The sequence below is a fragment of the Pseudomonas sp. AK-TSAG1-1 genome, from assembly GCF_056821665.1.
On record NZ_CM165965.1, the window covers coordinates 5185663 to 5204261 of the forward strand.

Below are 18599 nucleotides of genomic sequence, written 5' to 3' on the forward strand. Positions count from 1 at the left end.
GCCGTACAAATGCTAGCTTTGCGCCAGCATTTGCCGGTATTCAGCGTCGATCAGGCCGTTTGCCCTACAGCCGCTTCGGAGGGTGTGCGTGGGAAAACCACGGCCGCGAGGAAGGTCAATACGCCAAAGCCCGCCAGAATCAAGTAAAGCCCGACAAAACCATGGCGCGGTTCGACATAGGCAATCAGCGGAATCGCCGTCGCACTGGCACCGAACGACAGGCAGTAACGCAGGGCGAATACCCGTGACTGCCACTGCGGCGCAACGAAATTGGCGACCATCGAGTCGTTCACCGTCACCTGGCCGAACACCACGAACATGAACGCCGCACCGAGCACGATCACCGCCCAGCCATCGACATACGCCATGGCGTACAACAGCGGCGCCTGACACAGCGTCAAGACAAGAAACGGCCATTTCAAACTGACCCGGTGCAGCACCTGGCCGATGCTCAATTGCGCCACTGCCCCGAAGGCATACGCCAGGCTGACCACCACGCCAAGGGTTTGCGGCGAGGCGAACAGATCATGCAGACGCTCCTGAAACAGCTTCGGGTAAGTCATGGTCGTGGCATTGAACACCACGCCACCGGTGGCAGTGGCCAGCGCCAGCACGGTGAACACCGTGACCATCGAAATCCGTTGCCCCGCAGCGCCTTTCAGGGCGGTGTGCGCACGGTGCGGGATCGGCTCCTCACGCACCTGCCAGGCAAAGCCGACTCCCAGCACAATCGCCACCACACCCGGCAACACGAAGGCCGAACGCCAGCCGAACTGCGCCACCAGCAACCCGGTGATCAGCGCCGAAAACGCCACGCCGAGGTTGCCCCACATGCCGTTGATGCCAATTTCCCGCCCGCGGTTCTGCGCGTAGGCCACCAGCATCGCGGTGCCCACCGGGTGGTAGATCGCGGCAAAAATGCCAATCAGGGTCAGCCCCGCCACCAGCATCGTCGGGCCGTTGCTCAGCCCGGTGAAGATCGCCGAGGCGCCGATGCCGAAGAAAAATACCAGCATCATCTGCCGTCGGCTCCAGCGATCGCCCAGCCAGCCGGCCGGTAGCGAACACGCGCCAAAGGCAATGAAGCCGCCCAGCGACAGCCCGATCAGCGCGGCGTAGTCGAGGCCGAAGGCCTGGGTCATGCCGAGCACGGCAGCGGGAAAAATCAGCATGAACATGTGGTCGATCACATGGGCGGCGTTGACGTAGCGTATGACGTTTCGAGATTGATTCATGGCGGCACGCTTGTGTTTGTGATGGGCGGATTGTTGTCAGCGGCCCTATGCTAAGTTGGCGAAAAAGCGCATACCTGCCAACCAGATCATTGAATCAGACATGTTAATCACCCATTTCGAACACGGCCCGGTGAGCGCCTATCCCCGGGATTATCTGGACGGCGCACACCAGCCGCTGCACCTGCACCGCGAGGCGCAGTTGTTGTATGCCGTGCGAGGGGTCATGCGGGTGGTCACCGACCTCGGTGCCTGGGTGATTCCGCCGAGCCGCGCGGTGTGGATTGCACCGCATGTCGCGCACGAGATATTCATGTCCGGCGATGTGCAGATGCGCTCGCTGTTCATCGCCCCCGAATTGTCACCACCCGGCCTGCAACAGTGCTGCGTGCTGGCGGTGACGCCGCTGCTGCGCGAGCTGATCCTGCGCGCCGTGCAGGGCCCGCCGCATGCGGACAATCCGCTGATCCAGCAATTGATGCTGGAAGAACTCGCCAGCCTGGAGTACCTGCCGCTGCACATTCCGATGCCCACTGACCGGCGCCTGCAAAACATCTGCATGGCGTTGCTGCACACACCGGATCACCCCAACACCTTGGAAGACTGGGCGCAGCAGGTCGGCGCCAGCTCACGCACCCTGGCGCGGCTGTTCCAGCGACAACTGAAGATGAGTTTCAACGCCTGGCGCCAGCAACTGCGCCTGATGGAAGCCCTGCCGCGCCTGCTCGCCGGGGACAGCGTGCAGAGCGTGGCGCGAGACCTGGGTTACGGCAGCGCGCGGGCGTTCAGCGCGATGTTTCGCCGTTTGCTCGGGGAGAATCCGCGCGAATACCTCAACACCCTGAGCAAACTCAGCGAACTTGTGTAGGAATCGCCTCGCTCCCCTCTGGGAGCGGGCTTGCTCGCGAAAGTGGTCTTCCAGTCACCTATGAAGTCGACTGATCCGACGCATTCGCGAGCAAGCCCGCTCCCACATTTTGATCGCAGCCAGTCCTTAATGCATCTCGGTGAACGCGAGTTTCACGCCGATGGCGATCAGCACCGCACCCATGGTGCGGTCGAACCAGTGACCCATGCGGGCGAAACCGGCGCGTACACGTTGCTGGCTGAACAGCATGGCCACCAGGCAGAACCAGACTGCTGTCGCCACCGCGAGGTAAACCCCGTAACCGGCCTGGACTGCCAGCGGGGTGTGCGGGTTGATCACCACGGTGAACAGCGAGAGGAAGAACAGCGTGGCTTTCGGGTTCAGACCGTTGGTGACGAAGCCCGACGTGAAAGCGCCGCGCGCGGTACGCACACCGGCTTCCTTGTGCAGATCGTCGGTGACGGTTTTCGCCGGTTGCGCACGCAAGGCCTTGAAGCCGATGTACAGCAGGTAAGCGGCGGCGGCCCATTTCAAGGCGTTGAACAGCACGATCGATTGCGACACGATCAGGCCGATGCCCAGCAGCGAATAACCGACATGCAGGAAAATCGCCGTGCCGACACCCAGTGCCGTCCAGGTACCGGCACGTCGGCCATGGGTCACGCTCTCACGCACCACCACGGCGAAGTCCGGGCCGGGACTGGCCACGGCCAGCAGATGGATCAGTGCAACGGTCAAGAATTCGGTCCAGTACATGGGGGCTCCTCTGGGGTCGATCATCAGTTTGGACACATCACCCGACTGCATTTCCCTGTGGGAGCGGGCTTGCTCGCGAACGGCGTTGTGTCAGACAACCTTTATTGACCTGACACGTCCTCTTCGCGAGCAAGCCCGCTCCCACAGGACTTGTGAGCGCCTCGGGCACTGAGTAACCAATTGTTTCATCTGGTAGGCTCGGCAGATTACGCCTTCCGTTCACCGCACAAAAGGTACAGTTGATGACGAACCCGCGCCGCGCCGTATTCCTTGATCACCCGTCCCTGGATCTCGGCGATCTCGACCTCAGCCCGTTGCGCGCCTGCTTCAGCGACCTGCAACTGTTCGCCCAGACCTTGCCCGAACAGGTCAGTGAGCGCCTGCAGGGTGCCACTGTGGCGATCACCAACAAGATCCGCATTGACGCCGCCGCGATGGTCGCCAACCCCGAGCTGAAGCTGATCCTGATCACCGCGACCGGCACCAACAACGTCGATCTGGACGCGGCCCGCAGCCACGGCATCAGCGTGTGCAACTGTCAGGGTTACGGCACGCCGTCGGTGGCACAACACACGATCATGTTGCTGCTCAACCTTGCCACGCGCCTGGCTGATTACCAGAACGCGGTGGGCGAAGGTCGCTGGCAGCAGGCGAAACAGTTCTGCCTGCTCGACTACCCGATCGTCGAACTGGAAGGCAAAACCCTCGGCCTGCTCGGCCATGGCGAACTCGGCGGCGCCGTCGCACGACTGGCCGAAGCGTTTGGCATGCGGATCCTGCTCGGGCAGATTCCGGGCCGCCCTGCCCGACCGGATCGCCTGCCGCTGAACGAATTGCTGCCGCAGATCGACGCCCTGACCCTGCATTGCCCGCTCAACGAACACACCCGCCACTTCATCGGCGCCCGCGAACTGGCGGCGATGAAGCCCGGCGCATTTGTGGTCAACACCGCCCGTGGCGGTTTGATCGACGAGCAAGCCTTGGCGGACGCCTTGCGCAACGGTCACCTCGGCGGTGCGGCCACCGATGTGCTGAGCGTCGAACCACCGGTCAATGGCAATCCATTGCTGGCCGCCGATATCCCGCGGCTGATCGTCACCCCGCACAACGCCTGGGGCAGTCGCGAGGCGCGGCAGCGCATCGTCGGCCAATTGACCGAAAACGCGCAGGCGTTCTTCAGCGGTAAAGCGCTGCGGGTCGTCAGTTGATAAACTGCGGCACTTTTTTTCCAAGGAGCAGTTATGGATCCGCGCAGTGAAGTACTGCTTCGTCAGGCCGAGTTATTCCAGGGTTCGCTGTTGTTGGCCGGTCTGCCCGCTGACGATTTGCTCGGGCGCCTGCCCAATGCGTTCGGCTGGTGCTGGCATGCCGGCGATCAGGCCGCACTCGACGCGCGCTTCGAAGGCCGCAGCCATTTCGGCGTGAGCGTGCCGGAGCGCGAGTTCGACAGCGCGGTGGTGTTTTTGCCCAAGTCCAAGGATTTGACCGATTACATCCTCAACGCCGTGGCCGCGCGTCTGGCCGGGCGCGAGGTGTTTCTGGTGGGGGAAAAGCGCAGCGGTATCGAAGGCGCATCGAAACAGCTCAACCCGTTCGGCAAGCCACGCAAACTCGACAGCGCCCGTCACTGCCAACTATGGCAAGTCACCGTGGCCAATGCGCCTGAAGCCAAATCGCTGGAAAGCCTGGCGCAGACTTATGAGCTGCCCCTGGCCGAAGGCCCGTTGAAAGTCATCAGCCTGCCGGGCGTGTTCAGCCATGGCCGACTGGATCGCGGCAGCGCCCTGCTGCTGGAGCATCTGGACAAACTGCCGAGCGGACACTTGCTCGATTTCGGCTGCGGTGCCGGTGTGCTGGGCGCGGCGGTCAAGCGTCGCTACCCGCACAATCAGGTGACCTTGCTCGACGTCGATGCCTTCGCCGCCGCCAGCAGCCGCCTCACCTTGGCCGCCAACGGTCTGGAAGCCGAGGTGCTGACCGGTGACGGCATCGATGCCGCGCCGATGGGTTTGAACGCGATTCTGAGCAATCCGCCGTTCCACGTCGGGGTGCACACCGATTATTTCGCCACCGAGAACTTGCTGCGAAAAGCAGCTAAACATCTGAAAAACGGCGGCGAACTGCGGCTGGTCGCAAACAGCTTCCTGAAATATCAGCCACTGATCGAAGAGCATCTGGGCGTGTGCGCGATCAAGGCCGAGGGCAATGGTTTCCGCATCTACCGCGCCAAGCGTGGCTGAAAATTAGCACTTGCCGAATGGATTCTGCCTAGGCAGAATCCGCTCCGTCCTAGGGGAGTAGTCTCCCACGAGCGCCAAGCTCGTCCGGCATACGTCAACATACTTGATCCTCAGATCATGGCGTATGCGACCCAAGCGTCCGCACCAGACGGATCGCAGGGTTTGACAAGACCTATGACACGCACACCTTACCCGGGGCGGGAAGGCTGTACGTGTCATAGCCGTGTCGACCCGCCCCTTAGGAAAATCCTGATGCTGGACTCGTTACTCGTTCCCACCGCAATCGTTGCCTTGGCCGAAATCGGCGACAAGACGCAACTGCTCGCGCTGATTCTCGCCGCTCGCTTTCGCAAACCCTGGCCGATCATTGCCGGTATCGTCGCCGCGACCCTGGCCAACCACGCGGCAGCCGGTGCGGTAGGCGCCTGGTTCGGCAGTTTCTTCTCAGACGCGGTGCTGCACTGGATTCTCGCTGCAAGCTTCACCGCCACTGCCCTGTGGACTTTGGTCCCGGACAAGATGGACGACGATGAAGCCAGCACCGCGCGCAAGTTCGGCCCCTTCCTGACCACGCTGATCGCGTTCTTCCTGGCCGAAATCGGTGACAAGACGCAGATCGCCACGGTGATGCTGGCGGCGCAATATCCGGAGCTGTGGCTGGTGATTATCGGTACGACGGCGGGCATGTTGATTGCCAACGTGCCGGTGGTATTGGCGGGTAATTTTGCCGCTGACAAATTACCGCTGACCTTGATCCGGCGCCTGGCGGCTTCGGCGTTCTTCATTCTGGCGATCGTTGCGGTGTACAAGGCGATGCAGAGCAGTGGCTGGGTTTAACGGCGTCAGTCGATAGACCGCGTCATCGTTCTTCGTCGGAACGCCGCCCGCAGACAAGCCTGCTCCCACAGTGGAATGCATTCCAAAGGTGGGAGCGGGCTTGCTCGCGAAGGGGCCATCAGCCTCGCTGCAAAACCGTCAGGATTTCGGAGCTTTTTCGTACAGCGGCATCACCTTCGGAATCGCCGCCTGCAACGAAGCGATCCGGCTGGACGAGGCCGGGTGTGTGCTCATGAATTCCGGCGGTGCGCCTTCCGACGCCTTGCTCATCTTGTTCCACAAGGTGATCGCCGCATTTGGGTTGTACCCGGCGCGTGCTGCCAGCTCGAGGCCGATCAGGTCGGCTTCGTTTTCGTTGGCGCGACTGTTGGGCAAGGTCATGCCGTAGTTGGCAACGGTGTCAGCCAGCGCCAGGCTGTCCTGACCCAGACCGAACAACGCCCCCGCACCCTGCTTGGCCATCTCGATCCCGTAAGCCTTGGACATCGCTTCACGACCGTGCTCGCGCAGGGCGTGGGCGATTTCATGGCCCATCACCGCAGCGATTTCATCGTCAGTGAGTTTCAGGCTGTCGATCAGCCCGGTGTAGAAAATGATCTTGCCGCCAGGGCCGCAGTTGGCGTTGAGTTCATCACTCTTGATCAGGTTGACTTCCCACTGCCATTGCGCGGCATCGGGGCGGAAGTTCGGCGCCTGGGCAATCAGCCGGTTGGCAATCGCCTGAACCCGCTTGGCCTCGGGGCTGGTCTTGTCCAGCACGCCTTTGCTCGACGCCTCGCCAACGGTCTTCTGATAGGACTGGGCATACATCTGGTCGACCTCTTGCGAGGACAGCATGCTGAACATGTACTGCTTGCGCTCCACGCCCACGGCTCCGCCGCTGGTGGTGTTGACCGACTGACAACCGGCCAGCAACAGCGCTGCGCTCAGTGCACTTACAACCAATGTCTTGTTCATTCAAAAGCTCCCTGAAAACATGCCGCGTATCCTAGGCGGGTAATTGTATCGACGCCAGATACAACAGACGTGTTGCATGCACTTTCAGAAGTCGCCGGCTGACCCTGTAGGAAAAAATTCACAGGGCCGCGCAGCGCCCTCTGCAACTGCGTCGCGCACTGATCCATTTGCGACATCCTCTATCCATAGTTCCGCTCAGCACTCATGGCGCAATGCCTGCTGCCGATACAACAGCGCAGACGTCCTCTTGCGTGCGGAGCTCCCATGAAGTTCAAGTCGATCCAGTTTTCCGTCGCCGCCCTGGCCGGCGCCATCGTCCTCAGCGTGGTTGCCGCGCTGGTGCTGTACGCGCTGTTTTCCGGCGCCCGCACCCAGGACATGGTGCAACAGCGCACTCAGGCACAGTTCGAACAAGTCATCGAACAACGCCTGACCTCGCTGGCCCAGACCCAGGTCAGCCAGATCCAGCGCGAACTCGAGGCGCCGCTGCTGATTGCTGGCGGACTGGTGCGCGTCAACGCGCTGCTCGGCACACCGGGCGCCGATGGTCAGCCGCGCCTGACCGTCAGCCGCGAGCAGTTGATCAGTCTGATCAAGGAGAACGTCGAGAAGAACCCGAAGATTCTCGGCACCTACATCGGCTGGGAAAAGAACGCACTGGACCACAATGATGCGGCCTACGTCGGCACCAGCGTGGTCGGCATCGATGCGGCGAACGGGCGCTTCCTGCCATGGTGGTTCCGCAATGACGACGGCACCCTCGGCCTGGACAAACTGGTGGACGTCGACGACCAGAAAGTCCTCTCCACCGGCGTGCGCGCCAGCGAGTATTACCTGTGCTCGAAAGAGAGCAAGAAAGCCTGCGTGATCGATCCGGCGCCCTACAAGGTCGGCGACAAGATCGTCATGCTCGCCTCGTTTATTGAACCGATCATGCTCAACGGTGCGTTCCAGGGCATTGTCGGCGCCGACCTGTCGGTGAACTTCATCCAGGAAATGCTCCTCGCTGCCAACCAGAAACTGTACAGCGGCGCCGGGCAGATGGCCCTGATCGGCGGCAACGGCCGGATCGTCGCCTACACCAAGGACCCGAGCAAATTCGGCGAGAAGGTCAGCGACATTCTCGACGCCGAGCAGATCGCCAACATGGCCAATCTCAAGCGCGGCGAAGTCACCTACTCGGTCAACAAGGACAAGGGCCGCATCGAGTTGTACCTGCCGTTCGGCATCGGCCAGACCGACGCCCGCTGGACCTTGATGCTGCAATTGCCGCTGAACGCAGTGATGGCGGATCTGCAGAAACTCCAGGCCGACCTTGATGCCCAGCGCAAATCCGATACGTTCGGCATGGCCATGGTCGGTCTGATCATCGCAGGCGTCGGCCTATTGGTGATCTGGCTGGTGGGCCACGGTATCGCCCGACCGCTCAAGCAAATGGTCGCCATGCTGGATGACATTGCCAAGGGTGAAGGCGATCTGACCCGTCGCTTGAGCAGTGATCGCAGCGACGAACTGGGTTCGATTGCCAAGGGTTTCAACACCTTCCTCGCCAAGCTGCAGGCGATGATCACGCAGGTGGTGACGTCGGTGCAGAGCGTCAGCGATTCCTCCGAACACACCGCCGACATCGCCATTCGCACCAACATCGGCATTCAGAAACAAATGGCCGAGATCGATCAGGTCGCCACCGCCGTGCAGGAAATGACCGCGACTGCGCAAGACGTCGCGCGCAACGCCACCCAGGCCGCGCAAGCCGCCAGCCACGCGGATCAGGCGGCCGGACAAGGCATGCAGATTGTCCGTGACACCTCGAATTCGATTGGCGTGCTGGCGGTGGAAATCGGCAAGGCCGTGGACGTGGTGCAGACCCTGGCCAAGGACAGCGAGAACATCAACGCGATCCTCACTGCCATTCGCGGGATCGCCGAACAGACCAACCTGTTGGCGCTGAACGCGGCGATCGAAGCGGCGCGTGCCGGCGAACAGGGGCGCGGCTTTGCGGTGGTGGCGGACGAGGTGCGCAATCTGGCGCAGAAGACGCAGAAGGCCACCGAAGAAATCCAGACCATGATCCAGCAACTGCAACAGGGTACCCGCGACGTGGTGCGGGTCATGGAAGACAGTCAGAGCCGCACCGACGAAAGCGTGCAGCACGCGGCGAAAGCCGCGCAAGCGCTGGAGACGATTACCCAGGCGGTGTCGGTGATCAACGACATGAACACGCAGATCGCCAGCGCGGCAGAAGAGCAGAGCGCGGTGGCGGATGACATCAACCGCAATGTGATCAATATCGGCCAGGTGGCGAATGAAGTGGCGGGGGGTGCGGATGAGTCGAGTTCGGCGAGTGCCGATCTGACCAAGCTGGCGGAACAGCAGCGGCGGTTGATCAACCAGTTCAAGGTCTGATCCGAAATCGCCTTCGCGAGCAGGCTCGCTCCCACAGTTGAAATGCATTCCAATGTGGGAGCGAGCCTGCTCGCGAAGGGGCCCGCACGGACAATGCATCAACCCGGGGTCAGACACTCCGGCCCGTTGAGTTTCGGATCATTCACCAGGTTCGCCAACACCCGCTCGCGCAATGCGGCAGGTTCACTGGCCAGCAAGCCCTGCAACACATGCAGCGGCGTCTCGGGATCGAGCCAGGCCGCTTGCCCCGCCTCATCGAGAATCAGCGGTCGACGCTGACTGGCCGCCGGCTGAGTGATCACTGCCGCGCTCAGCCACACCTGCTCCTGCACCGGATACGCCTCCCAGATCGCCGCGAAAAACAGCGAAGAGCCCTCCCCCGGCGTCAACCAGTACGGGCGCTTGCGCACGGTGCCGCGCCATTCGTAGAAACCATTGGCCGGCAGCAGGCAGCGACGCAGGCGCAGCGCTTCGCGAAACATCGGTTGTTCGGCCACCGTCTCGGCGCGGGCATGTGCGGGGGTTTTCGACAGATCGGTCAGCCACGGCGGCGTCAGGCCCCAACGGGCGCGGGCCAGCGTGCGCTGGCCGTCGACCTCGGCACGCAGCATCAACACCGAATCATTGGGGGAAATGTTCCACTGCGCCTGCTGATCGGCGGGAAAACCAGGCAGGGCCGCGAAGTCACGGTTCCAGCGAAACAGGGCATAACGTCCACACATGGGGCAACACGACTCAGAAGTAAAACGAACGCCAGCCTAACAGACCAACGTGCCGGGGAAGCTCTCCGGTTCATCGCCGGGCAGCGGCAGCGCGGCATTGTACGCGGTGATCAGCTCGCGGGCGTACTCGGCCTGATCGTTATCGACAGACAATCCCAGCAATCCGAAGATCGGCAACTCGCCCGTACCACCGAGCAGATCGCGGCCGACCAGATGCGCCTCGATGCCTTCGCTGGCAAGCATGCCCTTGAGCATTTCGCCTTCCATCAGGTTTTCCGGCTCGTAGATTCGCTGCATGGGCGCCCCTCACTCGTTTTCGCTGAAGACTTCCAGAAACCAGTCCTCGCCGTGAACCTGCAACACAAACGTGATCGGTCGACAACACACCTGACAGTCCTCGATGTAGGTCTGATCGCCGCCGGACAGATCGACAGTCGTTTCGACTTCCTCACCACAATACGGACATTCGTACAGTGCGCTCTCCAGCATCGCGGTCTCCCAAGTGACTTGTGCGTATAATCGCCGGTCTATTTGCAGGGCTATTTTTGTCTGGCTACTTTTTCAGACCGTGCCCCGCGGCTTTTCGATCAAAACCTTTACTTACCCTAGCCGTTTCCAACAAGAGAGCATGATGGGCGAATTCGATGCCATCCGACCTTACGACGACAGCGAAGTACCTGTGGTACTGGCAAGACTGCTCGGCGACAAGGCGTTTCTAGATATCCTCACCCACTTCCGCTTCCCGCGTTTTGCCGGTGCCTTCGGCTGGATGCTCAAACCACTTATAGCCCATCGGCTGCGTCGTGAGTTCGCCGGCGTGACTTCGGTGGCGACTTTGCAGGACAAGGTCGAGTCCTACGTCGACCACACCATCGAGCGCGCCACCGATGGCGTGACCTACACCGGGGTCGAGCAATTCAAGTCCGGCAGCGCTTATCTGTTCATCGCCAACCACCGCGACATCGTGATGGACCCGGCCTTCGTCAACTACGCCGTGTACCACGCCGGCCTGCCGACGCCGCGCATCGCGATTGGCGACAACCTGCTGCAGAAGCCGTTTGTCAGCGACCTGATGCGCCTGAACAAGAGCTTCATCGTGCACCGTTCGATCACCGGCCGTCGCGAAAAAATGGCCGCGTACCAGCTGCTGTCGGCGTACATCAACCACTCGATCCGCAACGATTGCGCCTCGATCTGGATCGCTCAGGCCGAAGGCCGGGCCAAGGACGGCGATGACCGTACCGAGTCGGCGATCCTCAAGATGTTCCACATGAGCCGCAAGGACGAGCCGTTCGGCGAAGTCATCCAGTCGCTGAACCTGACCCCGGTGTCGATCAGCTACGAATACGACCCGTGCGATCAGGCCAAGGCCCGCGAGCTGTACATCCGCGCCACCACAGGCACCTACGCCAAGGCGCCGGGCGAGGATGACGTGAGCATTGCCAAGGGCATCACCGGCTACAAGGGCCGGGTGCACGTGAACTTCGCCGCGCCGATCAGCGAGCTGTTCGAAGACACCAAGCAATTGGCGGTCGAGATGGACAAGCAGATTCTCGGCGGTTACCGCCTGTTCCCGGTGCATTACCTGGCGTACGCGCAGTGGGCCGATGCCGATCCGCAACTGAACGTGCCGAAAGCGGCCGAGGTGTTCCCGGCAGATGAACTGGCCAAGGCACAGGAAGAATGGCAGAGCCGACTGGACGCCTGCCCTGAAGAGCACCGTCCGTATCTGGTGCTGCAATATGCGACGCCGGTGCGCAATCAGTACCGGGTCAAGGCTGGATTGCCGCTGTAAGCACGCATAGCGGAGCCTTTGTGGCGAGGCGATTTATCCCCTCGCCACAGGGTTTTGCATTCGCGTCAGAAACGCGTGCTGATCCAGGAGACGATCAGGGCCAGGCCGAGGCAGGCAAAACCAAAACGGTAGAAGAACCGGTTCATGCGCAACGTCGCCCAGTCCAGAATCGGCTCGGCGTTCGGTTGGGCCTGACGTTGAGCGGCGATGCTGGCCATGGCGCGTTGTTCCCGGCGGCGGGTCGCGTGCAGCAGCCAACTGCCCGGGAAGGCCAGTGCCAGCGCCAGCAGGTTGATCAATTTGGCGGGATGGGCGGTAAACAGCGTCATCAAGTGCAGCGACATCACAGACCTCGGAACTGAATCGGTGTGGCAGACGCCCGTTCGACGACTGCGGCGCGGATTCTACCGAAACCCTCCTGCACTGCCCTAGCCTTTGCGACAAATAACCTGACAATCGACCGATGGCTGTCCTGTGTCACTGCTTCGTCATTTGGATCGGCCACCATGCGCGCCTCGAAACACACATGGAACGCGACATGCTTCACGCAGAAAACCAGGATCGCCTGTACCTCATCACCCCGACCGACGAACAACAGAGCCTCGTCGGCAGCCTCGCCTTCAATGTTCAGGATCGTCATTGGCTGGTGTATTGCGCCCTCGGCGGGCATCAACATGCGGATTTGCCGGAGGCTGATCTGCTGACGGGTGTGAGTGTTCTCGACTTCTATTCACAAGCCGCCTGAACAACCCAAATCCCCTTGTGGGAGCGGGCTTGCTCGCGAAGGCGTCGTGTTATTCAACACTGATTTCGACTGGCCCACCGCCTTCGCGAGCAAGCCCACTCCCACAGAGGAATTGTGCAGACTCGAACTCTGTGGCCGCAAAAAAGCCCGGGGCCATTGCTGGCACCGGGCTTTTTTACAGCTGCCGAAAAGCTTATTCGGCGAGGATCTGACCCACGGTCGGATCCTTGAACAGACGGGTCAAGGCGTCGCTCAACACGTCGCTGACCAGCTTGGTGTTGGTTTCCTGGTTCGGCGCCATGCCGAAACGCTGGTCCAGCGAAGCACCGTAACGGCCGCTGTAACGACGGTTGCCGCTCTGCACGTCCGAACGGAAGGTCGCGCCGATGGTAGCCTCGGTCACGTACATGCCTTCTTTGGGCGACTGGTACTTCAGCTCGGTCAGGGTCACGGTCAGCTGCGGCGCGTTCATCGCGTTGCTGGTCGGGGTGAAGCCGAGCAGACGCACGGCGGCTTCAGCCTGAGCCTGCAACTTGGGCAGGATCTGCTCGCGCTGCACGGTGATGGCGCTGGTTTCCGGGTACAGGCCGCCACGGGTGCCGAGGGTTGGCGACGGACGACCGTCAACCACGCGCACCACCACTTGCTGGCCATGACCGACCGGCGCCAGCTGCGTGGTCAGCTTCGGTTCCGGGCTCAGTTGTTGCGGGCTGTGGGCGCAGCCAACCAGCGTCAAACTGGTCACAGTGATCAAACCGAACAACAGGCGTTGCAACATGCTCTTTTCTCCAGAATCAGGCACAAACAGGCCGGCAGTATAGCGGTGGGCCACTGTGGGTCACCAGCACTCGACAGTGAATACTCAAATGTCTGACACAGCCTTGGGAAAGCGGTTCCTGTCACAGATTATTCACCGCCCATACACCTTGACGTCACGGCCCTTTGACAACCTTCAAAGGAGTCCTCCAACAAGGTACTCGACCATGCGTTATCTGATCTCGTTGTTCGCCCCGCGTCCGTTGCACCGCAGCTTCGCCCTGCTCGACCGCAACGGCCACTGCCAGGCATTCAAGCAGTGCAGCCTGCAGCCAATGGGCGACGGCTGGGTGGAAATCGAAGAAATCCGCCTCAACTGGTTGCATCAGCCATTGCCCGCCAGCGCCCGCGTCATGGCGTCGCAGCCCCGCGCACGGGTGCAGGCGATGTTGAGCATCTGACCGGATGCCTAATAAAAGTCATTAAACACGAGCAACTGCCCGCATTTCTTCGATACAATCTCCCCCCGATTATAAGGACGTCTCCTGATCGGGCCCCGCAACAGCGTCAATGCGCTTGCATCGACATCAAAATCGCCCACAGAGAGCCGCCCACACAGATCGAGTGAAGTTGGCGCGCTTGCCTGTTCTTCCGGCAAAAACCCCGCTTTTCGCGAATCTGCAGAGCTGTCATGACGCTCGGCCACCGCGTTGTTTTGCCCTTGCGGGCAAGGTGCCAGGCCTGGACAGCCCTTTTTTGAGGTTCACGTCTTCAAAAGAGCGTGAAAAAAACGGGTTTTCACAACTTCACAAGAGTGTGGCGAGCAAATGAAAAGTTTTGCGTCTGAACATGCACCATTAGCGTCTGAAACAGCCCAACGACACGGGACCGGGTATACCTCGAATATCGGAGCCTGAAGCCTGTCCGCTACGGATTTGGTTGCACAAAAACGGATGTCTCGACCATAAGTCGAATTGCCAGCCGCGTGCTGAAATGAGTTCATGGAGCTCTTGAAGCCAGGCCGCACGCATCCGTCGAAGTTGCGAAAAATTGCGAAGATTCGGACATGGCGAACCTGGCCATGGGTATCTGGGGCGCAACTGACCTGCCCCGTCACTCCCTGGCAGCCATGCCGACAATTTGGTGCTGCAGATTTTGGAGACGCGTTAAATGGCGCATAACGAAGCAGTCGACGTAGTTCTGGTTGGGGCCGGCATCATGAGTGCCACCCTGGCAGTACTGCTCAAAGAGCTCGACCCGGCGATCAAGCTGGAAGTCGTCGAGTTGATGGATTCCGGTGCGGCGGAGAGTTCCAACCCGTGGAACAACGCCGGTACCGGCCACGCCGGCCTGTGCGAGCTGAACTACACGCCGCAAGCGGCCGACGGCAGCGTCGACATCAAGAAAGCCGTGCACATCAACACCCAGTTCGAAGTGTCCAAGCAGTTCTGGTCATACCTGACGAAGAAAGGCACCTTTGGCTCGTGCAAATCCTTCATCAGCCCGGTGCCGCACCTGAGCTTCGTGCAGGGTGACAAAGGCGTTTCCTTCCTCAAGGAACGTTTTGACGTGCTGCACAAGCATCACGCGTTCTCCGATATGGAGTACACCGAAGACAAGGCCAAAATGGCCGAGTGGATGCCGCTGATGATGCCGGGCCGCTCGCCGGATGAAGTGCTGGCCGCCACCCGCGTGATGAACGGCACCGACGTCAACTTCGGCGCCCTGACCAATCAGTTGCTCAAGCACCTGACCAGCGCTCCCGACACCCAGGTCAAATACTGCAAGCGCGTGACCGGCCTCAAGCGTAACGGCGCCGGCTGGACCGTCAGCATCAAGGACGTCAACAGCGGCAGCAGCCGTGAAGTCGATGCCAAGTTTGTTTTCCTCGGCGCTGGCGGTGCGGCGCTGCCGTTGCTGCAGGCTTCGGGCATCGAAGAAAGCAAAGGCTTCGGCGGCTTCCCGATCAGCGGCCAGTGGCTGCGTTGCGACAACCCGGAAGTGGTCAAACAGCACCAGGCCAAGGTTTACAGCCAGGCCGCAGTGGGTTCGCCACCGATGTCGGTGCCACACCTGGACACCCGCGTGGTCGACGGCAAGAAATCCCTGCTGTTCGGACCATACGCCGGTTTCACCACCAAGTTCCTCAAGCACGGCTCCTTCATGGACCTGCCGATGTCGGTGCGCGCCGGCAACATCGGGCCGATGCTGGCCGTGGCGAAAAACAACATGGACCTGACCAAGTACTTGGTCAGCGAAGTGATGCAATCGATGGAGCAGCGCCTGGATTCGCTGCGCCGCTTCTACCCCGAGGCGAAAGCCGAAGACTGGCGCCTGGAAGTGGCCGGTCAGCGGGTGCAGATCATCAAGAAAGACCCGAAAAAGGGCGGCATCCTGCAATTCGGTACCGAACTGGTCGCGGCCAAGGACGGCTCCCTCGCCGCCCTGCTCGGCGCTTCGCCAGGTGCTTCGGTAACCGTTTCAATCATGCTGGAACTGATCGAGAAATGCTTCCCGGCCAAGGCCAAGGGTGAATGGGCTGCCAAACTGGCCGAGATCTTCCCGGCCCGCGAGAAAGTCCTGGAGACCGATGCTGCGCTGTATCGCAAGATCAACACGCAGAACAACATCGCGCTGGAACTGGTTGAAGAAAGCAGCGAGACCCCAAGCTTCGCTTGATCACGCCGCATGAAAAACGCCCCGTACTCAGTGAGTGCGGGGCGTTTTTTTTAGTCAGCCACAAAATCCATGGTGTGAGTTACATCGCTTTCGCGAGCAAGCCCGCTCCCACATTTTGATCTCTGTTGCCACACATCTTGTGTACACAGGAGATCCACCGTGGGAGCGGGCTTGCTCGCGAAGGGCTCAGAACCAATACCAGCCTATCCGGCAAAAATCTGTTGAGCCAACGGTCAGGTGCGGGACTTTTCGATCAGCTCGATGTAGTCCGGCGCATTGCGCTGATCCGCGATCAGGTCAACGAAGGTCTTGCCCTGCTCGTCTTTGCCATCAACGTCATAACCGGCCTCGACGAAGAAGCCCAGAAAGCGCTCGAAGTCGTCGATGCGCAGGCCACGGTAAGCCTTGATCAGTTTGTGCAGCGACGGCGAAGTGGCGTCGACCGGCTCAAAATCGAGGAACAGCTTGATCTGCTCATCGCCGATCTCGTCACCAATCACCTGTTTCTTATCTTTACGCATTGCCGACTCCAGCTCGCAGACATTACACGGGGCGGGCAGTTTACCCCTGCCCGGGCGCCCGGCTCAACGCGATCGAACGGCCCCGGTGTGCAAATCGGCCCAGATATGGCCGTTGGCGTAACCGAGGAACTGCACATACACCGTGTCGTTGCGCAGCAGATCGATCACCACCCGGTACTGGGCCAGCGGGTAATACAGCGTCAGGGTTTTGCGCTTGTCGTCGTACACCGGTTTTTTCAGGCTTTTGCTTTCGCCATCGAAGTTGAGCAGGACCTGCGTGATGGTCGCGCCCTTGTTCAGGGACTTGCCCTTGAGGCGGATCATCAGCGGCGAAGTGACCGGGATCGGTTGCTGATTGGACTGGCGCTGTGCGCCGACCACCACGGAATAATCGGTGACTTGCAGCAATTGTTGCTGTTCCGGTTCAGCATCGCGCAGGGTCAGGTCGTCCGGCGGCAGGAATTGGCTATGCATCGGCGCGGCGGCCAGCGGCAGGCTGAGGGTCAGCAAGAGGGCGGCAAAGCTGCGGGTCAGAAGGCGCATGACTGGCTCCGGAGGGCGGGGCCGAGCACTCTAGCATGGGTATCGCGGATGGATCAGCACACACAAAACAACAGTGGGAGCGAGCCTGCTCGCGAAAGCGGTGTGTCAGCTTTCAATGATGCTGACTGACACGACGCCTTCGCGAGCAAGCCCGCTCCCACAGGGGGATGCTGCAGGGTTCTTACATGCCTTTAACGGCAAAGATCCCGTTGGCGTTGCGCCAGTAGCCTTTGTAGTCCATGCCGTAACCGAAGATGTAACGGTCAATGCACGGCAGGCCGACGAAGTCTGCTTTCAGATCAGGACGCGCCTTGCGGTCGTGATCCTTGTCGATCAGCACAGCGGTGTGCACCTTGCGCGCGCCAGCGTGTTTGCAGAAGTCGATGATTGCGCCCAGGGTGTGACCTTCGTCGAGGATGTCATCGATGATCAGCACGTCACGGTCGATGAACGAAACTTCCGGCTTGGCCTTCCAGAACAGGTCGCCACCGCTGGTTTCATTGCGATAACGCGTGGCGTGCAGGTAGGACGCTTCCAGCGGGAACTGCAGGTGAGTCAGCAGCTTGCCGGAGAAGATCAGGCCGCCGTTCATCACGCAGAACACCACCGGGTTGCTGTCAGCCAGTTGTTCGTTGATTTGTGCACCGACACGGGCGATGGCCGCCTCGACTTCAGATTCGGTGTACAGGCAGTCAGCCTCTCGCATGATTTGACGGATATGCTCGAGATCAGCGGACATGGCGCTCTCCAGGGGGTGGCGGAATTGGAAAAGCGGGCAAAGGTACGCATCCATCGAGGCCGAATCAAGCCTTTATGGACTAACGTACTGTATGTCCTATAGGACATCACCCTCGGATAGATTAATCTAGGCCGGTTTTTTTGCCTGCCGCCGGAGTTTTTCCATGCCCATCCTCGAGATCCGCCATCCGCTGATCCGCCATAAACTCGGCCTGATGCGCCGCGCTGACATCAGCACCAAGAATTTCCGTGAGCTTGCTCAGGAAGTCGGCGCCCTGTTGACCTATGAAGCTACAAAAGATTTGCCGCTGGAGTCCTACGATATTGCAGGCTGGTGCGGCACCGTGTCGGTCGAGAAAATCGCCGGCAAGAAGATCACCGTCGTGCCGATCCTGCGCGCCGGTATCGGCATGCTCGAAGGCGTGCTGAGCCTGATCCCGGGGGCCAAGGTTTCCGCTGTGGGCGTTGCCCGCAACGAAGAGACCCTGCAAGCGCACACCTATCTGGAGAAACTGGTTCCAGAAATCGACGAACGGCTGGCGATGATCATCGACCCGATGCTCGCCACCGGCAGCTCGATGGTTGCGACCATCGACCTGCTGAAAAAGGCTGGCTGCAAGGATATCCGCGCGATGGTGCTGGTTGCCGCGCCGGAAGGTATTGCTGCAGTAGAAAAAGCTCACCCGGACGTGACCATCTATACCGCGTCCATCGATGAGCGCTTGAACGAGCACGGCTACATCATTCCTGGGCTTGGCGATGCGGGTGACAAGATCTTCGGCACCAAGCAGAAGGACGCGTAAC

General features: G+C 60.7%; 21 protein-coding genes, 1 pseudogene and 1 riboswitch. Of the genes and pseudogenes, 11 read left to right on the forward strand and 11 right to left on the reverse strand.

What is annotated here, in order from left to right; all coding sequences use genetic code 11:
- Window positions 1-50: 50 nt before the first annotated feature.
- On the reverse strand, window positions 51-1235 hold the full coding sequence (locus AC1UK9_RS23365) for an MFS transporter (protein WP_482578595.1): 1185 nt from the start codon (window positions 1233-1235) through the stop codon (window positions 51-53).
- Between the two features lie 100 nt (window positions 1236-1335).
- On the opposite strand from AC1UK9_RS23365, the gene AC1UK9_RS23370 reads away from it, so the two are divergent.
- Window positions 1336-2100 (forward strand): AraC family transcriptional regulator, encoded by a 765-nt coding sequence (locus AC1UK9_RS23370; protein ID WP_482578596.1) that lies wholly within the window; start codon window positions 1336-1338, stop codon window positions 2098-2100.
- A gap of 126 nt (window positions 2101-2226) precedes the next feature.
- On the opposite strand, the gene AC1UK9_RS23375 is transcribed toward AC1UK9_RS23370, so the two are convergent.
- A complete protein-coding gene (locus AC1UK9_RS23375) occupies window positions 2227-2856 on the reverse strand; it encodes a LysE family translocator (protein WP_003228086.1) in 630 nt (209 codons plus the stop codon).
- Between the two features lie 242 nt (window positions 2857-3098).
- Between AC1UK9_RS23375 and AC1UK9_RS23380 the strand changes: the two genes are divergently transcribed.
- From AC1UK9_RS23380 to AC1UK9_RS23390, 3 genes are all read left to right on the forward strand, one after another.
- Window positions 3099-4064: a 2-hydroxyacid dehydrogenase gene (locus AC1UK9_RS23380; RefSeq protein ID WP_482578597.1), complete on the forward strand. Its 966-nt coding sequence runs from the start codon at window positions 3099-3101 to the stop codon at window positions 4062-4064.
- A gap of 33 nt (window positions 4065-4097) precedes the next feature.
- The gene (locus AC1UK9_RS23385) at window positions 4098-5096 is read left to right on the forward strand and encodes a methyltransferase (RefSeq protein WP_482578598.1); all 999 of its coding nucleotides are present in this window, start codon (window positions 4098-4100) and stop codon (window positions 5094-5096) included.
- A gap of 39 nt (window positions 5097-5135) precedes the next feature.
- A riboswitch (yybP-ykoY riboswitch) is annotated at window positions 5136-5260 on the forward strand.
- 88 nt (window positions 5261-5348) lie between these two features.
- Window positions 5349-5933 (forward strand): TMEM165/GDT1 family protein, encoded by a 585-nt coding sequence (locus AC1UK9_RS23390; RefSeq protein ID WP_025109317.1) that lies wholly within the window; start codon window positions 5349-5351, stop codon window positions 5931-5933.
- A gap of 138 nt (window positions 5934-6071) precedes the next feature.
- Here AC1UK9_RS23390 and AC1UK9_RS23395 read toward each other — a convergent pair whose 3' ends face one another.
- Entirely contained in the window at window positions 6072-6890 is an 819-nt protein-coding gene (locus tag AC1UK9_RS23395) for a M48 family metallopeptidase (RefSeq protein ID WP_025109318.1), read from the reverse strand.
- 1443 nt (window positions 6891-8333) lie between these two features.
- Here AC1UK9_RS23395 and AC1UK9_RS23400 point away from each other — a divergent pair.
- Together AC1UK9_RS23400 and AC1UK9_RS23405 are read left to right on the forward strand one after the other, a co-directional pair.
- Window positions 8334-8393, forward strand: a pseudogene (locus AC1UK9_RS23400) (hypothetical protein); the annotation flags it as partial.
- A 198-nt stretch (window positions 8394-8591) separates the two neighbouring features.
- Window positions 8592-9296, forward strand: coding sequence for a methyl-accepting chemotaxis protein (locus AC1UK9_RS23405; RefSeq protein ID WP_482580520.1), 705 nt, complete (start codon window positions 8592-8594; stop codon window positions 9294-9296).
- A gap of 98 nt (window positions 9297-9394) precedes the next feature.
- On the opposite strand, the gene AC1UK9_RS23410 is transcribed toward AC1UK9_RS23405, so the two are convergent.
- The 3 genes from AC1UK9_RS23410 to AC1UK9_RS23420 are packed head-to-tail and all read right to left on the reverse strand — an operon-like array spanning window position 9395 to window position 10507.
- Window positions 9395-10018, reverse strand: a complete 624-nt coding sequence (locus AC1UK9_RS23410; RefSeq protein WP_482578599.1) for an SOS response-associated peptidase — start codon at window positions 10016-10018, stop codon at window positions 9395-9397.
- A gap of 36 nt (window positions 10019-10054) precedes the next feature.
- Window positions 10055-10315 carry a putative signal transducing protein gene (locus tag AC1UK9_RS23415; RefSeq protein ID WP_025109321.1) on the reverse strand — a complete coding sequence of 87 codons (261 nt, stop codon included), beginning with the start codon at window positions 10313-10315 and terminating at the stop codon, window positions 10055-10057.
- Window positions 10316-10324: 9 nt separating this feature from the next.
- Window positions 10325-10507, reverse strand: coding sequence for a CPXCG motif-containing cysteine-rich protein (locus AC1UK9_RS23420; protein WP_020799766.1), 183 nt, complete (start codon window positions 10505-10507; stop codon window positions 10325-10327).
- A gap of 142 nt (window positions 10508-10649) precedes the next feature.
- Between AC1UK9_RS23420 and AC1UK9_RS23425 the strand changes: the two genes are divergently transcribed.
- Window positions 10650-11813, forward strand: coding sequence for a 1-acyl-sn-glycerol-3-phosphate acyltransferase (locus AC1UK9_RS23425; RefSeq protein WP_025109322.1), 1164 nt, complete (start codon window positions 10650-10652; stop codon window positions 11811-11813).
- Between the two features lie 65 nt (window positions 11814-11878).
- Here AC1UK9_RS23425 and AC1UK9_RS23430 read toward each other — a convergent pair whose 3' ends face one another.
- Window positions 11879-12157: a hypothetical protein gene (locus AC1UK9_RS23430; protein WP_007967709.1), complete on the reverse strand. Its 279-nt coding sequence runs from the start codon at window positions 12155-12157 to the stop codon at window positions 11879-11881.
- 194 nt (window positions 12158-12351) lie between these two features.
- Here AC1UK9_RS23430 and AC1UK9_RS23435 point away from each other — a divergent pair, with 194 nt between their 5' ends.
- Window positions 12352-12558 carry a hypothetical protein gene (locus AC1UK9_RS23435; RefSeq protein ID WP_025109323.1) on the forward strand — a complete coding sequence of 69 codons (207 nt, stop codon included), beginning with the start codon at window positions 12352-12354 and terminating at the stop codon, window positions 12556-12558.
- A 193-nt stretch (window positions 12559-12751) separates the two neighbouring features.
- Here AC1UK9_RS23435 and AC1UK9_RS23440 read toward each other — a convergent pair whose 3' ends face one another.
- A complete protein-coding gene (locus tag AC1UK9_RS23440) occupies window positions 12752-13336 on the reverse strand; it encodes a YajG family lipoprotein (protein WP_025109324.1) in 585 nt (194 codons plus the stop codon).
- A 205-nt stretch (window positions 13337-13541) separates the two neighbouring features.
- Between AC1UK9_RS23440 and AC1UK9_RS23445 the strand changes: the two genes are divergently transcribed.
- Entirely contained in the window at window positions 13542-13775 is a 234-nt protein-coding gene (locus AC1UK9_RS23445) for a hypothetical protein (RefSeq protein WP_025109325.1), read from the forward strand.
- A gap of 709 nt (window positions 13776-14484) precedes the next feature.
- A complete protein-coding gene (gene mqo / locus AC1UK9_RS23450) occupies window positions 14485-15993 on the forward strand; it encodes a malate dehydrogenase (quinone) (RefSeq protein WP_473013562.1) in 1509 nt (502 codons plus the stop codon).
- Window positions 15994-16226: 233 nt separating this feature from the next.
- Here mqo and AC1UK9_RS23455 read toward each other — a convergent pair whose 3' ends face one another.
- The 3 genes from AC1UK9_RS23455 to AC1UK9_RS23465 form a co-directional block, all read right to left on the reverse strand.
- Window positions 16227-16514 carry a PA4642 family protein gene (locus tag AC1UK9_RS23455; RefSeq protein ID WP_025109327.1) on the reverse strand — a complete coding sequence of 96 codons (288 nt, stop codon included), beginning with the start codon at window positions 16512-16514 and terminating at the stop codon, window positions 16227-16229.
- Between the two features lie 63 nt (window positions 16515-16577).
- A complete protein-coding gene (locus AC1UK9_RS23460; protein ID WP_025109328.1) occupies window positions 16578-17057 on the reverse strand; it encodes a hypothetical protein in 480 nt (159 codons plus the stop codon).
- Window positions 17058-17238: 181 nt separating this feature from the next.
- The gene (locus AC1UK9_RS23465; RefSeq protein WP_016987197.1) at window positions 17239-17796 is read right to left on the reverse strand and encodes a hypoxanthine-guanine phosphoribosyltransferase; all 558 of its coding nucleotides are present in this window, start codon (window positions 17794-17796) and stop codon (window positions 17239-17241) included.
- A gap of 163 nt (window positions 17797-17959) precedes the next feature.
- Between AC1UK9_RS23465 and upp the strand changes: the two genes are divergently transcribed.
- A complete protein-coding gene (gene upp / locus AC1UK9_RS23470; RefSeq protein WP_007912842.1) occupies window positions 17960-18598 on the forward strand; it encodes a uracil phosphoribosyltransferase in 639 nt (212 codons plus the stop codon).
- Window position 18599: the final 1 nt, after the last annotated feature.